This window comes from Kribbella sp. VKM Ac-2569, assembly GCF_004216905.1.
GTDB lineage: Bacteria > Actinomycetota > Actinomycetes > Propionibacteriales > Kribbellaceae > Kribbella.
Window position 1 is genome coordinate 2,125,731 of record NZ_SGXJ01000001.1, and the last position, 14,472, is coordinate 2,140,202.

The window sequence follows — 14,472 nt, forward strand, 5'->3', positions numbered from 1 at the left end:
TATGACCGGGGTGTTTCCACGTAGTCATCTTGTTGTTACGTCGCCGAAACGGCTCCCGCACACCCGTCGCGGGGTGGTGAGAGGTTCCGGGTACTGTTCCCGCGTGAACCGGTGGAGGTGGAGGGCGGGGATCGCCGCCGTACTCATCATTTGGCTCGTGCTGGGCGCCCTTGGCGGACCGGCGGTCGGAAAGCTGAGCGAGGTCCAGCAGAACGACAACGCCAACTTCCTTCCGAAACAGGCCGAGTCGACGGTGGTCGCCAACGAGACCGCCAAGTTCGTCGACTCCAGGGCGCTGCCGTACTTCGTCCTGGTCGAGCGTGACTCCGGGATCACCGCCGACGACCTCGCCAAGGTCAAGGCGTTCCAGGCGAAGCTCCCCACACTCGATCTCGGCGCCGGCAAGAAGCTCGGCGACTACCTGGCCGGTCCGGCCACGCCGGCGGTCCCGTCGGAGGACCGCAAGGCGCTGCTGCTCACGGTGCAGATCGACCAGAACCGCGCCGACGAGGTGGTCGACGAGGGCGTAACGGTCCTGTACGCCGTCGCGGACGGCCTGCGGACCGACATCAAGCAAGACCTCACACCAACTGGTCTCACCGTCTACGTCACCGGTCCGGGCGGGGTGTTCGCGGACTTCGTGGTCGCGTTCAGCGGGATCGACGGGATCCTGCTCGGCGTCGCGCTCGCGGTCGTGTTCGTGATCCTGCTGATCGTGTACCGCAGCCCGATCCTCCCGGTCGCCGTACTGCTCACCGCGGTCTTCGGTCTCGCGCTCGCCGCACTCGTGGTCTATCCGCTGGCGAAGAACGGCGTACTGCAGCTGAACGGTCAGAGCCAGGGCATCCTCTTCATTCTGGTCGTCGGCGCTGCGACCGACTACTCGCTGCTGCTCGTCTCCCGTTACAAAGAGGAACTGCACGACTACGACAGCAAGTTTCAGGCGATGCGGGTCGCGTGGCGGGCCTCGATCGAGCCGATCGCGGCCAGCGCGGCGACGGTCATCCTCGGTCTGCTCTGTCTGCTGCTGTCGCAGCTCGGCAGTACAAAGGGCCTCGGGCCGGTCGGAGCGCTCGGGATCGCCGGTGCGCTGATCGCGTCGATGACGTTCCTGCCCGCGATCCTGCTCGCGTTCGGCCGGCGGATCTTCTGGCCGTCGATCCCGCGCGTCGACCATGTGCACTCCAGCGACCAGGTCGGCGGGCGCCGGCTCTGGGGACGCGTGTCGGGCCTGGTCGGCCGGCGCTCCCGGCGGGTCTGGGCGATCTCGGCGCTCGCCTTGGTCGCCTGCGCCGCGTTCCTGCCGACGTTCAGGGCCAGCGGCACCTCGCAGGAGGACCTGTTCCTGAACAAGGTCGAGTCGGTCACCGGCCAGGAGCAGCTGGCCAAACACTTCGACGCCGGAGCGGGTACGCCGGTGCAGATCCTGACCCCGGTCGCTCTGGCCGATCAGGTGGTCCAGACCGCGACGCAGGTCGACGGTGTCGGCGGGGCCTCCGCCTCGGTCGCTCCCGGCGTACCGCCGAAGGTTGTCGACGGCAAGGTACTGGTCCAGGCCACCCTGAAGGTGCAGGCCGACTCACCGGATGCGACCAAGGTGGTCAAGCACCTGCGGACCGAGCTCGATAAGGTCAGCCCCGACATCCTGGTCGGCGGCAACACCGCGATCAACCTCGACGTACTCGACGCCGCGCAACGCGACCTGCGAGTGATCATCCCGACCATCCTCGCGGTCATCTTCGTCGTCCTGATGCTGCTGCTGCGTTCGCTGGTCGCCGCGATCCTGCTGGTGATCGCGAACGTCCTGTCGTTCGGCGCGACCGTCGGCGTCAGCGCGCTGATGTTCAACCACGTCTTCAAGTTCCCCGGCGCCGACCCCGGCATCCCGCTCTACGCGTTCGTCTTCCTGGTTGCCCTGGGCATCGACTACTCGATCTTCCTGATGACCCGCGTCCGCGAGGAGTCCCAGGAACACGGCACCAGACCCGGCATCCTGGTCGGCCTGGCCGTCACCGGCGGCGTCATCACCTCCGCCGGCGTAGTCCTCGCCGCCACCTTCTCCGCCCTGGCCGTCCTCCCCATCCTCTTCCTCGCCCAAATAGCCTTCATGGTCGCCTTCGGCGTCCTCCTCGACACCACCGTCGTCCGCTCCCTCCTAGTTCCCTCCCTGGCCCACGACCTAGGCAAAAAAGTCTGGTGGCCCAGCAAACCCGCGTCCTAGGGTGCGAGCTATGGAGACGTTCGAAGCAGCGATCGTGGTGAACGACGGTGGTGGGTCCTGGGTTGAGGTGCCGGGGGACGTGGTTGCTGCGCTGGGTGGGGGTGGGCGGATTCCGGTGGTGGCTACGTTCGATGGGGTCGGGTATCGGGGGTCGATTGCGTCGATGGGTGGGTGTATGGCGTTGGGGGTGTTGAAGGGCATTCGCAGCGAGTTGGGGAAAGGGGACGGGGACGCTGTGACGGTGACCGTTGAGCGGGATACCGGTGAACGGGTTGTGGAGGTACCGGAGGATCTTGCGGCGGCGTTGGCGGAGGCTGGGTTGCGGGAGGTGTTCGACGGGATGAGTTACAGCCATCGGCGTGAGCATGTGAATGCGATCAACGACGCGAAGAAGCCGGAGACTCGGGCTCGGCGGATTGCGAAGGCCGTGGAGATGCTCAGGGCTTCTTGAGGGAGGCGAGTTCGGTGCGGTTGGAGACGCCGAGTTTGGCGTAGACGTGGGCGAGGTGCGTCTTGACCGTGCCGCGGCTGATGAACAGGCGCTCGCCGATCTCGGGGTTGCTGAGGCCCTCGACCGCGAGCGCGACCACCTGTTCCTCGGTCGGCGTGAGGCTGGCCCAACCGGACGACGGCCGTCCGCGGGCGCCGCGGGTACGCCGGGCATACGCGACGGCCTCGTCCAACGGGAGCGCCGGCTCGTCCTGACCACCGGCAAGCACCGGGAGATCGGGAGGCGTTGCCAGGCCGAGCGCCGTACGGGCGGCGGATGCGGCCCCGCCGAGACGAGCCGCGTCCGCCGGACGATTCGTGTGGATTGCCAGGAGGGCAAGGGATTCCAGGCTGTCGACGATGTACGTGCGTAGGCCGTGGTCGACGCGGATCGTCAACGCCTGGTGCAGGAGGTCGGCCGCCTTGTCCGGGTGTTCGGTGATCGCAATCCGGCCTAGTTGGTCGAGCGCATCCGCCAGGATCCGCGGGAGGTTGTAGCGCCGCGCCAGCTCCGCCGCGCGTTCGAGCAACTCGGTCGCGTCTTGTCCGCCTGCACGCCTAGCGGCGGCGACAGTGGGGAGCAACATCGCGGGTGCGAACGTCCCGGCGAGCGGACTGTCCGGCGCGGTGTCGCGGGCCAGCCATTCGACCGCTGCGTCGTACTCGCCGCTCCAGTACGAGATCAGCCCCATCACCTGACCGAGATTCGGTACGACGGCTCCCGCCGTGTCGGCCAGCTCGAGCAGCGGCCGCATCAACTCGCGTGCTTCGTCGAGTCGGCCCGTTCTGGCCAGCACCGACGCCAATTGTCCGCGGGCGGTGCCGACGCGGTGGAAGTCGGCGAGCGGTTCGGCGGCGGCCAGGGCGCGTTCGGCGATCTCGACCGCCTTCAACGGTTCGCCGGTGGAGACCAGGCTCTCGGACCAGACGGTCAGCACGGTCGAGGCGATACCGCGTTCACCGCTGGTGATCAGACCGTCGGCGGCGCGATCGAGCAGCGGGCGGAGGTCGTCGTGGCGATCCCACAGCGAGAGCAGCACACACTGCAGGGCGACGTTCGCGTTCCGGGCCGATTCGTCGCCGATCCCGTCGGCCAGCTGTACACCCTCCGCCGTCAGATCCCACGCTTTCTGGAAGTCGGTGAAGAACTCACCGACCGCGACCAGCGCGAGGAACAGCGAACGCAGCCGGTCGTCATCCAGTTCGGTCGCGAGCTCGAGCCCGCGCCCCGCCGCGTCGTACCCGAAAGGGTCGACCGTGTCGGCAACAGTCGCGTACCCGTAGAGCAAACGGGCCTGCAGCAACGTTCTGTCGTCCGGCGCGCGCTCGATCGCGCGGCGCAGGTAGCCGATACCCTCGTTGCCGGTCGCCTGCAGGTTCCACAGCCACCGCAGCGCCGCGGCGAGACGTCGGCCGCGTTCCGGATCGTCCGCGGAAAGTCCGTTTTCCAGGGCGGCGCGGTAGTTCTCGCGGTCCGGTTCGATGAGAGCACGCCAGGCGTCGCGATCCTTGTCCAGCAAGGGTTCTGCCGCCTCGGCGACCTCGAGGAAATGGTCGAGATGCCGGTCCCGTACGTCGTCGTTCGCCGTCAAACGTGTTCCGGCGTACTCGCGGATCGTCTCCAGCAACCGGTACCGCCCGCCCTCGGCGACGACGAGCGATTTGTCGACAAGCCGCGCGAGAACTTCCAGTACGGCGCCGCAGACGGCCGATGCGGCGTCGAGGGTGAATCCTCCGGCGAAGACCGCCAGCCGGCGGAAGACACGGCGCTCGTCCTCGTCGAGCAGGTCGTAGCTCCAGTCGATCGACGCGGCGAGAGTGCGCTGGCGAGCCGCCACACCACGAACGTTCTTCGTCAGCAGACCAAATCGATCGCTCAGGCCTGCCAAGATCTGTTCCGGCGTCAGCGTGCGGACCCAGGCGGCTGCCAGCTCCAGCGCCAGAGGAATACCGTCCAAACGCACGCAGATCGAGCGGATCGCCTGGTCCGACTCGGGCTGCGCAAAACCGCCGGCACGCTCCAGGAACAACGCTCGCGCCTCGTCCGGAGCAAGTGCGGGCACGCGCCAGATCGCCTCGCCGGGAACGTCCAACGGCTCCCGGCTCGTCGCGAGAATGGAGACCTCCGGGCAGCCGGTCTGGAGGGCCACGACGAACTCGGCAACACCCTCGATGATCTGCTCGCAGTTGTCGAGGCAGATCAACGCGCGTTTGGTACGGAGCTGCCCGATGAGCAGCCGGTCACCGGACTCGACCAGGAGACCGATCGCGGCAGCGACCGTCTCGGGGATTTGCGCACTGTCGGTGACAGCGGACAGGTCGACCCACCAGACGCCGTCCGGCCAGCGTTCGGCCAGTTGCGCCGCGGTCTGCGCGGCCAGGCGGGTCTTTCCGCTACCACCCGGTCCCGTCAGGGTGACGAGACGGCTGCCGGAGAGTTGGGTGCGGAGCGCTGCGACCTGGGTCTCCCGGCCAACGAAGCTGGTGAACATGACCGGAAGGTTGTTCGGTACCCCGTCCAGGGACCGCAACGGCTCACCGGTGGAGGTGAGCTCGAAGACCCGCTCCGGTGAGCCGAGATCCCGCAACCGGTGCATGCCGAGATCGATCACCTCCGTGAGTCCGGCGGCAGTTGTTGCTGTCAGCAATGTCTGGCCAGGGTTGGCGATCGCCAGCAGATGCTCGGCATGCCGGACTGCCTGCGTCGTCGAAGGTGCCGTGTGCAAGGCGATCCGGAGCAGCTCACCAGCAGGTACCTGGGAGGCTGCGTCCCGGAGCGATTGCGCTGCGGAGGTCGCGTCGAGCGGGTCGGCGTACACCAGGACGGGCCATCCGGCGTCCCGCCGTACCAGCTGCTCCCCCGGTAGCTCGGCGGCCAGGCCGGCCAGGCGTGCGTAGGCGGGTGCGCTGGCGGCACCGGCGTACGACGCGATCAGGACTGTCACCCCACCCATGGGCGACAGTCTGCCATTCGGCCGTATGGGGTCGCCGTTGTCGACAGTATTCGCTACCCTCCCGAAAGGGGGTCCAGGAAGTGAGGAGCCTGATGGCAGACACCGCATCGACTGACCACGGACGATTCGCGCTACCGACCAAGAACCTGCCCGCACCGCAGGTTCGCGACCTTCCCGATCCGCCCACCAAGACCTGGAAGATCATCGGCCCCGGCATGGTCGGCGCCGGGGTGGGGCTGGCCTCGGGAGAATTCATCCTCTGGCCCTACATCTCCAGCCAGATCGGCCTGGTGTTCCTCTGGGGCGCCGTCGTCGGTGTGGTGGTCCAGTGGTTCCTGAACATGGAGATCGAGCGGTACACGCTGGCAACTGGTGAGACAGCGTTGACCGGCTTCAACCGGTACGGGAAGCACTGGGGCCTGTTCTTCGCGATCATGACGTACTTCGCGAACCTCTGGCCGGGCTGGGCAACGAGCTCGGCGAGCATGCTCACGTACCTGTTCGGCGCCGGCAACCCGCGCTGGATCGCGATCGTCATGCTGGTGGTGATCGGCGCGATCCTGACCCTCGCGCCGGTCGTCTACGTGATGCTCGAGCGGTTGATCGCGGTGAAGATCGCGGCCGTCGCGCTGCTCGTCGTCCTCGCGCTCGTGTTCGCGATCCGCGGGAAGACGTACGGCGCGCTCGGGGACGCGGTCACGCACCCGCAGTTCCCGGCCGAGCAGCTCGGGTTCGCGCTGGTGATGGGCGCGATCGCGTACGCCGGAGCAGGCGGCGGCCAGAACCTCGTCCAGAGCAACTGGATCCGCGACAAGGGCTTCGGGATGGGCCTGCACGTGCCGCGGCTGACGTCCCCGGTGACCGGTGAGACCGAGGCCGACCCGACCGCCAACGGGTACACGTTCCCGCCGAACGACGAGAACCTGGCCCGCTGGAAGCGCTGGTGGAAGTTCGCGAACATCGAGCAGGCCGCGACCTTCGTGGCGATCACCGTGGTGACGATCATCTTCACTTCGATGCTCGCGCACGCCACGTTGTTCGGCGACAGCGCCGTGAAGAACAACATCAGCTTCCTGAAGATCGAGGGTACGACGCTGCAGACCCTGGTGGGTGGCTGGTTCGGCTACCTGTTCTGGGCGATCGGCGCCTTCTCGCTGTTCGCCGCGGCGGCCGGCATCGTCGACTACACGTCCCGGCTCGCGGCCGACATGGTCAAGGCCCGGTACCTCCGTGAGTCGAAGGTGTCCGAGTCCAAGCTGTACTTCTGGCTGGTCTGGGGACTCGTTGCCTTCGGCATCATCGTCCTGCTGGCCGGTGTCACCCAGCCGCTGGTGCTCCTGGTGATCTCCGCCTGCACCGCCGGCACCATGATGTTCTTCTACTCCGGCCTGCTGTGGTGGATGAACTCGAGGGCCCTCCCGCGCGCCATCCGGATCACCACCTGGCGCTCGGCCGTCCTCTGGTTCTCGTTCCTGGCCTTCGGATTCCTGGCCGTCTTCACCATCATCGACCAGGCCAAGAAGCTGTAGCGATCCGTCAGCCGAGGAAGTCGACGACGGCTTCCTCGGCTGCGGTACGTCGTACCACCTGGACGCCGCTGCCCTCGCGGACCGTGCGGTAGACGTCGACGGACGCCTTCAGGGCTCGCAGGCAGTCGGCGGGGTCGGCGGTCGCGACGGTCTCGCGCAGGGCCGGGACGAGCTCCGGCGCGAGCGTTTCGAGCCGTCGTACGCCGGCCGGTCTCGTGGTGCGGCCGATTCCGGCGAGCGGTGCGATCGCGGCCGCACGGAGCATGACGAGTCCGTCGATCGCCTCGAACAACTCACCACGGGCGATCTTGACCGCGATGTAGTGCACCCAGACCCAGAACCGGTCCTCGATCCATTGCGGATCGGGCTGCGGCCAGTGCGCGACAGCTTCGGTGTACGCCGCCTCGACGACATCCTCGCGCTGCCACAGCACGACACCGTCCTCGACGCGCTCGCGCAGGTCTTCCGGAGTGACGAACTTGAGGTCGACATGCGCCAACGGCGGCCCGTACAGCGCGATCAGCAACCGCGGCTCGCCAACGTGTTCGCCGGTGAAGCTGGCCAGCAACGGTCCGGCCCGCCGCGCGAACTCCGGCGCCTCGGCGAGACACTCTGCGTGCGTCTCCGGCGTACACACGAGCACCAGATCCAGGTCCGAGTACTCGTCGCTCGTCCCGGTGGCGATCGACCCGCCGGCGATCACCGCCAGCAGCCGCTCGTCGGCCTCGGCCGCCGCGATCACCTGCTCCGCAAGGCCTCGAAGATGTCCTGGCACTCGCTCGCCGACCACAGTCACAGTTCCTCCTCGCATCAGGTCAGCAGGCCATCGTCTCGCGCCGTGCGCCGGTTCGCGAGTGGATTTCTCAGGACTGAACGAGGGAATCAGGCGTGTGGGCCGTACGCCTCCGGGGCTCCGTTGACGGTGGTCAGGAGGGAGTAGACGGAGGTGGTGGCGGTGAGGAAGAGGCGGTTGCGTTTGGGGCCGCCCCAGGTGAGGTTGCTGACGGTTTCGGGGACCAGGAGTTTGCCGAGCAGGGTGCCGTCGGGGTGGTAGACGTGCACGCCGTCCGCGGCCGACGCCCAGACGCGGCCCTCGGAGTCGAGACGGATGCCGTCGAAGATGCCGTTGCCGCACTCGGCGAACAGCTCGCCGCCGCTCAGCTTGTCGCCGTCGACGGTGAAGACGCGGATCGTCCCCTCCTCCGAATCGGTGATGTAGAGCAACGACTCGTCGAGCGAGAACGCGAGCCCGTTCGGCCGGTTGAAGTCGTCGGCGACGCGGGTCAGCCCGCCGTCCGGCGCCACCCGGTACACATGGCAGCCGCCGGTCTCGATCTCGCCCTTGTACCCCTCGTAGTCGCTGTCGATCCCGTACGCCGGATCCGTGAACCAGACCGAGCCGTCCCGCTTCACCACCACGTCGTTCGGGGAGTTCAGCCGCTTCCCGTCGTACTCGTGGGCGAGCACGGTGATGCCGCCGTGGTGCTCGGTCCGCGTCACGCGCCGGTTGCCGTGCTCGCAGCTCACCAGCCGGCCCTCGGTGTCGCGGGTGTGGCCGTTGGTGTTGCCGGCCGGGTGCCGGAAGACGGAGACCTGGTACGACGTCTCGTCCCAGCGCAGGATGCGGTCGTTCGGGATGTCGCTCCAGAGCAGGTACCGGCCCGCGGCGGAGTACACCGGGCCCTCGACCCAGCGGCCGCCGGTCCACAACCGTTCGAGGCGGCTGTCACCGCGGATCCCGGCGAACCGGTCGTCCAGCTTCTCCCAGACGGCCGGCGCGGTCCCTGCCAACGGCTCGAGAATTCCCGTCATCACGACTCCTCCTGATTTGGACGTCTCGAACCGAAGGATATGCGGGGCCAAGTTTTACCGCTGAGCGGTCGACAGCCACGACCACACCGAGGTGGTCGCGGTGATGAACAGGCGGTTGCCCTTCGGGCCGCCGAAGGTCAGGTTCGACACCACGTCCGGCAGCAGCAGCTTGCCGATCAGCGTGCCGTCCGGGTCGAAGCAGTGCACCCCTTCGTGCGTCGCCGCCCAGACCCGGCCGGTGCTGTCCAGCCGGATGCCGTCGAACATCCCGCCCTCGCACGGCGCGAACACCTCGCCCCCGGTCAGCTTCTCGCCGTCCACGTCGAACCGGCGGATGTGCTTGCCCGGGGTGTCGACGACGTACAACTGGCTCTCGTCGCGGGAGAACGCGAGCCCGTTCGGGCGGATGAAGTCGTCCGCGACGACGGTCAGCGCACCGTCCGGGGCGATCCGGTAGACGTGGCAACCGTCGATCTCCTGCTCGGCGGCGTGGCCCTCGTAGCTCGAGGTGATCCCGTACGGCGGGTCGGTGAACCAGATCGAGCCGTCGCTGCGTTCGACCACGTCGTTCGGGCTGTTCAGGCGGCGGCCGTCGAGGTGTGAGGCGAGGACCGTGCGGCTGCCGTCGTACTCCGTTCGCACGACCTGGCGATCGCCCTGCGAGCAGCTGATCAGACGGCCGGCGCGGTCGATGGTGTTGCCGTTGACGTAGCCGGAGGGCTGACGGAACACGCTGACCTGGCCGGAGAGCTCGTCCCAGCGGAGCATCCGGTCGTTCGGGATGTCGCTGAAGACGAGGCAGCGCCAGGCCGGCGAGTACGCCGGTCCTTCGAGCCAACGGCCCCCGTCGTACAGGCATTCGAGGTACTCGTCGCCCGCGATCTTGGTGAAGCGCTCGTCGAGCACCACGAGCTCAGCCCGGAGCCGCGGCGGGGCGGCGTTGAGTGTGATCGTCATATGCGGAACGCTATCCTGTCGCTGACAGCTCAGACAGAATGAGATTTGGTTTGTGATCGATATGACAGTAGATGATGTGGACCGTGGGTTGCTGGCCGCGTTGCAGGAGGACGCCGGGCAGTCGTACGCCGCGCTCGGGCAGGCCGTCGGGCTGTCGGCCGGATCCGCCCACGAACGGGTCCGGAAACTGAAGGCGGCCGGCGTGATCCGGCGTACGACGGTCGACGTCGACCCGGCCGCGGTCGGGCTCGGCGTACTGGCGTTCGTCATGCTCGAGTCCGGCGCCTGGATGGGCGACGAGGCGACGATGAAGGCGTTGCGGAAGATCCCTGCGGTCGAGGAGGCGCACATCATCGCCGGGCCGGCCTCGGTCCTGGTGAAGGTCCGCACCGCGACCACCGAGGATCTGCAGGCGACGCTGCGTGCGCTCCATCAGGTGGACGGGGTGACCAGCACTCAGACAGTCGTCGTCCTCGAGACCTTCTTCGAGGGACAACCCACCGTGCTGTGATCGTGGTGTGAGCAACACCCTCCCCGCAGGACGGCTGCTTGACCCTAGACTCGGGCCAGCCGAAGGGAGTCGCTGTGTCCGACAGCTTGCAGATCACCAAGGTGCTCGTCGCCAACCGGGGCGAGATCGCCGTCCGGGTCGTCCGCGCCGCCGCCGACGCGGGGCTGGGCAGCGTCGCCGTGTACGCCGACCAGGACCGGGACGCGCTGTTCGTCCGGCTCGCCGACGAGGCCTACGCGCTGGACGGGTCCACACCGGCCGACTCCTACCTGAACATCGCCAAGATCCTGGACGTGGCGGCCCGCTCGGGCGCGAACGCCGTACATCCGGGGTATGGGTTCCTGGCCGAGAACGCCGACTTCGCGCAGGCCGTGCTGGTCGCTGGACTGATCTGGATCGGGCCGCCGCCGTCGGCGATCGACTCGCTGGGCGACAAGGTCAAGGCGCGGCACATCGCGGAGAAGGTCGGCGCGCCGCAGGTGCCTGGTACGCCGGACCCGGTTGCCAACGCTGATGAGGTGGTGGCGTTCGCCCAGGAGTACGGGTTGCCGATCGCGATCAAGGCGGCGTACGGCGGGGGTGGGCGCGGGATGAAGGTCGCGCGGACGCTGGAGGAAGTACCGGAGCTGTTCGAGTCGGCTACGCGCGAGGCTGTCAGCGCATTCGGGCGCGGTGAGTGCTTCGTCGAGCGGTACCTGGACAAGCCGCGGCACGTCGAGACCCAGTGCCTGGCCGATGCCCACGGCAACGTTGTCGTCGTGTCGACGCGGGACTGCTCGCTGCAGCGCCGGTACCAGAAGCTTGTCGAGGAGGCGCCGGCTCCGTTCCTGTCGCCCGAGCAGCTGGAACTGCTCTACTCGTCGTCGAAGAAGATCCTCCGCGAGGCCGGGTACGTCGGTGCCGGGACGTGCGAGTTCCTGGTCGGGCAGGACGGACTGATCTCGTTCCTCGAGGTGAACACGCGGCTGCAGGTCGAGCACCCGGTCTCCGAGGAGGTCACCGGGATCGACCTGGTCCGGGAGATGTTCCGGATCGCCAACGGCGAAGAGCTCGGGTACGACGACCCGGAGATCTCCGGGCACTCGATCGAGTTCCGGATCAACGCCGAGGACGGCGGGCGCGGGTTCCTGCCCGCTCCGGGAACGTTGACGCGCTGGCACGCGCCGTCGGGTCCGGGTATCCGTCTCGACGGCGGGTACGACCAGGGCGAGACCGTGCCGGGCGCGTTCGACTCGCTGGTCGCGAAGCTGATCGTCACCGGGCGGGACCGGACGCAGGCGCTGGAGCGGTCGCGCCGGGCGCTGCGTGAGTTCGTCGTCGAGGGCATGCCGACGGTCATCCCGTTCCACGCCGCGGTCGTCTCCGACCCGGCCTTCGTCGGGACGGACGGGTTCAAGGTCCACACCCGCTGGATCGAGACCGAGTACGACAACCAGCTCACGCCGTACGACGGCCCGACCGCCGAGGCGCCGTCCGACACCGAGCGCGAGAAGGTCACCGTCGAGGTCGGGGGCAAGCGACTCGAGGTCGTCCTGCCCGCCGGGCTCGGTGCGATCGGTGCCGCTCCTGCTGCCGGCGGGTCGAAGAAGAAGCCGGCGCGGCGGGCGGGCGGCACGAAGAACTCGGCCGCGTCCGGCGACTCGCTGACGTCGCCGATGCAGGGCACCATCGTCAAGATCGCCGTCGAGGAAGGCGCGACGGTCGCCGAGGGCGACCTGATCGTGGTCCTCGAGGCGATGAAGATGGAGCAGCCCTTGAACGCCCACAAGTCCGGCACCGTCACCGGCCTCAGCGCAGAGGTCGGCGCCACGGTCTCGGCCGGTGCCGCCATCTGCGAGATCAAGGACTGATGACCGCGGACGCCGGGGCGGCGGACCTGCCCTTGCCGGTGGTCGACGCGGCCGTGTTCGACTGCGCGGATCCGGACGCGCTGGGCCGGTTCTGGCAGGCGCTGATCGGCGGCGAGCTCCGCCCCGATCAGCACGGCGTCACCGAACTCCACGGCGGCAGCGTCCGCCTGGACTTCGCCCAGGTCCCCGAAGGCAAACAGGTCCGCAAGAACCGGGTCCACCTGGACCTCTACGTCCCCCCGGACACCAAGGAACGCTCCATCGCCCGCGCCCTGTCCCTCGGCGCCACCCGAGCCGACGACATCTACGACGGCGACCTCTGGCAATGCCTCAGAGACCCCGAAGGCAACGAATTCTGCCTCATCTGGGGCGCCGACCACCCGTAGCCGGGCATGTGGGAACACCTCCTGGCCACTGGGAACAGGCTATTGCTAGTTCCCAGTCACCGGCGGCTGTTCCAACTCAACCGAGCGCGCAGATGCTGGACCCGACGACCTCAGTGTCTGGCATAGTCCGCATGTTATGGACCGGTCGGTGGCGGAATCGTGGGGTTCGATCATCAGGTGGCTGGAGGAGCACCTGCCGCATGCGCTGGAGCACCTTCAGCCGCCGGCGTCCTGGGGTGAGATCTCGACCCTCCGCACGACCATGGACCGTCGCCTGCCGAGCGATCTGATCGCCTGGCTGACGCTGAACAACGGCTTCGGCTGGCAGGCGGACTTCGGGAGACTGATCCCGTTCATCTACATCCCGATGGGGATCGACCGGATGCTGCGCGACCGCGAGATGCTGCGGAGCGTCTCTGCCACGGTCTTTCCGGAGCGACCGATCGCCAGTGAGCAAGCCCCGGCCGGCACCAGCTCCTTCGAGTGGCTGGACGCCTTCCTCCCGATCGGCGATGCCGGCACCGATATCCATCTCTTCGTCGACCTCCGCGACGGCGACGAGTTCGGCTGTGTCAGGACCTTCGACGCTGAGTCCGGCGGGTCGTCAATCCCGGAGTGGTTCAGCATCACCGAGATGCTCGCTGACGTGGCCGACGCCCTCACGCTCGACCAGCCTGCGCTGCAGGACCACGGGCGGCGCTATCACGCCAGCACGCACTTTCCCACCAGGCCTCCGCACGGTTGGCGGCCCTACATCGAGGAAAACCGCCTTCGATGGGAACTGGTGTCTCTGGATTGACAGACAGTTCTCAGGTTTTCGCTGTAGGTTCCCTGCAGGTGTCTCGGTGAGGAGGGTTTCTGCATGACCAAGAAGACCCATCAGCAGCAGCTGGCGGCGCGGAAGGCGAAGCGGCAGGCTGAGCGGGAGATCGAGCGGCGGCGACAGCGGCGGAATCTGGGGATCACCGTGACTGCGGTCGCGGCGGTGGTCGTGGTTCTCGTGGGGGTCTTCGTGGTGTTCGGGGTGGGTGGCGACGACAAGCCGGCCGCCTCCGCGTCGGCGCCGGCGGAGAACAAGCCGGCCAGCATCCCGACCGCGATGGGACCGGCCCCGAAGCGCGCGACGCCGCTCGCGTCCGAGGTGAACTGCACGTACAAGAAGTCCGCCGAGCCGGCCGCGAAGAAGGTCAACGCGCCGGCCGACGGGAAGACCAAGACGTCGGGTACGTCGAAGGTCAGCCTGAACACGTCCATCGGCGACCTGCAGCTCACCCTGGACAGCGCGCTCGCGCCCTGCACGGTGAAGAGCTTCCTGAGCCTGGTCGGCCAGAAGTACTTCGACAACACCAAGTGCCACCGGCTGACGGTCGGCGAGGGCCTGCAGGTGCTGCAGTGCGGCGACCCGAGCGGGACCGGCTCCGGCGGGCCGGGCTACAGCTTCGCGGACGAGGTGTACCCGACGCTGAAGTACGGACGCGGCATCCTCGCGATGGCGAACTCCGGCGCGAACACGAACGGCAGCCAGTTCTTCATCGTGTACGGCGACGCCTCCGGGCTCACCCCGCAGTACACGGCGTTCGGGACGATCGACGAGCCGAGCGTGAAGCTCATCGACAAGGTCGCGGAGGCCGGCGTCACGCCGCAGAACGGCCCCCAGGACGGTACGCCGATCACGCCCGTCGACATCAAGTCGGCAACCGCCGCCGCCTGACGTACAGCACAGAACAGCAGGCCCTCCCGGACGCCGGGAGGGCCTGCTGTTG

12 protein-coding genes are annotated in these 14,472 nt (G+C 68.0%); 8 read left to right on the forward strand and 4 right to left on the reverse strand.

Annotation, left to right across the window (positions count from 1 at the left end; genetic code table 11):
- Nucleotides 1-103 precede the first annotated feature (103 nt).
- Nucleotides 104-2,221, forward strand: a complete 2,118-nt coding sequence (locus EV649_RS10040; RefSeq protein WP_241997945.1) for an MMPL family transporter — start codon at nt 104-106, stop codon at nt 2,219-2,221.
- A gap of 10 nt (nt 2,222-2,231) precedes the next feature.
- A complete protein-coding gene (locus tag EV649_RS10045; RefSeq protein ID WP_130382701.1) occupies nt 2,232-2,672 on the forward strand; it encodes a YdeI/OmpD-associated family protein in 441 nt (146 codons plus the stop codon).
- On the opposite strand, the gene EV649_RS10050 is transcribed toward EV649_RS10045, so the two are convergent.
- Nucleotides 2,659-5,664: a LuxR C-terminal-related transcriptional regulator gene (locus EV649_RS10050; RefSeq protein WP_198682377.1), complete on the reverse strand. Its 3,006-nt coding sequence runs from the start codon at nt 5,662-5,664 to the stop codon at nt 2,659-2,661. The genes EV649_RS10045 and EV649_RS10050 overlap by 14 nt on opposite strands.
- Nucleotides 5,665-5,756: 92 nt before the next feature.
- Between EV649_RS10050 and EV649_RS10055 the strand changes: the two genes are divergently transcribed.
- Nucleotides 5,757-7,193, forward strand: a complete 1,437-nt coding sequence (locus tag EV649_RS10055; RefSeq protein WP_130382705.1) for an Nramp family divalent metal transporter — start codon at nt 5,757-5,759, stop codon at nt 7,191-7,193.
- 7 nt (nt 7,194-7,200) lie between these two features.
- On the opposite strand, the gene EV649_RS10060 is transcribed toward EV649_RS10055, so the two are convergent.
- The 3 genes from EV649_RS10060 to EV649_RS10070 all read right to left on the reverse strand — a co-directional run bounded on the left by EV649_RS10060 (nt 7,201) and on the right by EV649_RS10070 (nt 9,962).
- Nucleotides 7,201-7,989, reverse strand: a complete 789-nt coding sequence (locus EV649_RS10060; RefSeq protein WP_157996216.1) for an aminoglycoside 6-adenylyltransferase — start codon at nt 7,987-7,989, stop codon at nt 7,201-7,203.
- A gap of 86 nt (nt 7,990-8,075) precedes the next feature.
- A complete protein-coding gene (locus tag EV649_RS10065) occupies nt 8,076-9,005 on the reverse strand; it encodes an SMP-30/gluconolactonase/LRE family protein (protein ID WP_130382709.1) in 930 nt (309 codons plus the stop codon).
- A 54-nt stretch (nt 9,006-9,059) separates the two neighbouring features.
- Entirely contained in the window at nt 9,060-9,962 is a 903-nt protein-coding gene (locus EV649_RS10070; protein ID WP_130382711.1) for an SMP-30/gluconolactonase/LRE family protein, read from the reverse strand.
- Between the two features lie 61 nt (nt 9,963-10,023).
- Between EV649_RS10070 and EV649_RS10075 the strand changes: the two genes are divergently transcribed.
- The 5 genes from EV649_RS10075 to EV649_RS10095 all read left to right on the forward strand — a co-directional run bounded on the left by EV649_RS10075 (nt 10,024) and on the right by EV649_RS10095 (nt 14,420).
- Nucleotides 10,024-10,473 carry an Lrp/AsnC family transcriptional regulator gene (locus tag EV649_RS10075; RefSeq protein WP_130382713.1) on the forward strand — a complete coding sequence of 150 codons (450 nt, stop codon included), beginning with the start codon at nt 10,024-10,026 and terminating at the stop codon, nt 10,471-10,473.
- 74 nt (nt 10,474-10,547) lie between these two features.
- On the forward strand, nt 10,548-12,323 hold the full coding sequence (locus EV649_RS10080) for a biotin carboxylase N-terminal domain-containing protein (RefSeq protein WP_130382715.1): 1,776 nt from the start codon (nt 10,548-10,550) through the stop codon (nt 12,321-12,323).
- A complete protein-coding gene (locus EV649_RS10085; protein WP_130382717.1) occupies nt 12,323-12,709 on the forward strand; it encodes a VOC family protein in 387 nt (128 codons plus the stop codon). The genes EV649_RS10080 and EV649_RS10085 overlap by 1 nt, the downstream gene beginning before the upstream one ends.
- Before the next feature lie 148 nt (nt 12,710-12,857).
- Nucleotides 12,858-13,508: an SMI1/KNR4 family protein gene (locus EV649_RS10090; protein ID WP_157996217.1), complete on the forward strand. Its 651-nt coding sequence runs from the start codon at nt 12,858-12,860 to the stop codon at nt 13,506-13,508.
- A gap of 63 nt (nt 13,509-13,571) precedes the next feature.
- Nucleotides 13,572-14,420, forward strand: coding sequence for a peptidylprolyl isomerase (locus EV649_RS10095; protein WP_130382721.1), 849 nt, complete (start codon nt 13,572-13,574; stop codon nt 14,418-14,420).
- The last annotated feature ends 52 nt before the right edge of the window (nt 14,421-14,472 follow it).

Coding starts and splice junctions, on each gene's coding strand:
- EV649_RS10065 (WP_130382709.1), bottom strand. CDS start 9,005: ATGACGGGAATTCTCGAGCCGTTGGCAGGGACCGCGCCGGCCGTCTGG.
- EV649_RS10045 (WP_130382701.1), top strand. CDS start 2,232: ATGGAGACGTTCGAAGCAGCGATCGTGGTGAACGACGGTGGTGGGTCC.
- EV649_RS10055 (WP_130382705.1), top strand. CDS start 5,757: ATGGCAGACACCGCATCGACTGACCACGGACGATTCGCGCTACCGACC.
- EV649_RS10095 (WP_130382721.1), top strand. CDS start 13,572: ATGACCAAGAAGACCCATCAGCAGCAGCTGGCGGCGCGGAAGGCGAAG.
- EV649_RS10050 (WP_198682377.1), bottom strand. CDS start 5,664: ATGGGTGGGGTGACAGTCCTGATCGCGTCGTACGCCGGTGCCGCCAGC.
- EV649_RS10075 (WP_130382713.1), top strand. CDS start 10,024: ATGACAGTAGATGATGTGGACCGTGGGTTGCTGGCCGCGTTGCAGGAG.
- EV649_RS10085 (WP_130382717.1), top strand. CDS start 12,323: ATGACCGCGGACGCCGGGGCGGCGGACCTGCCCTTGCCGGTGGTCGAC.
- EV649_RS10070 (WP_130382711.1), bottom strand. CDS start 9,962: ATGACGATCACACTCAACGCCGCCCCGCCGCGGCTCCGGGCTGAGCTC.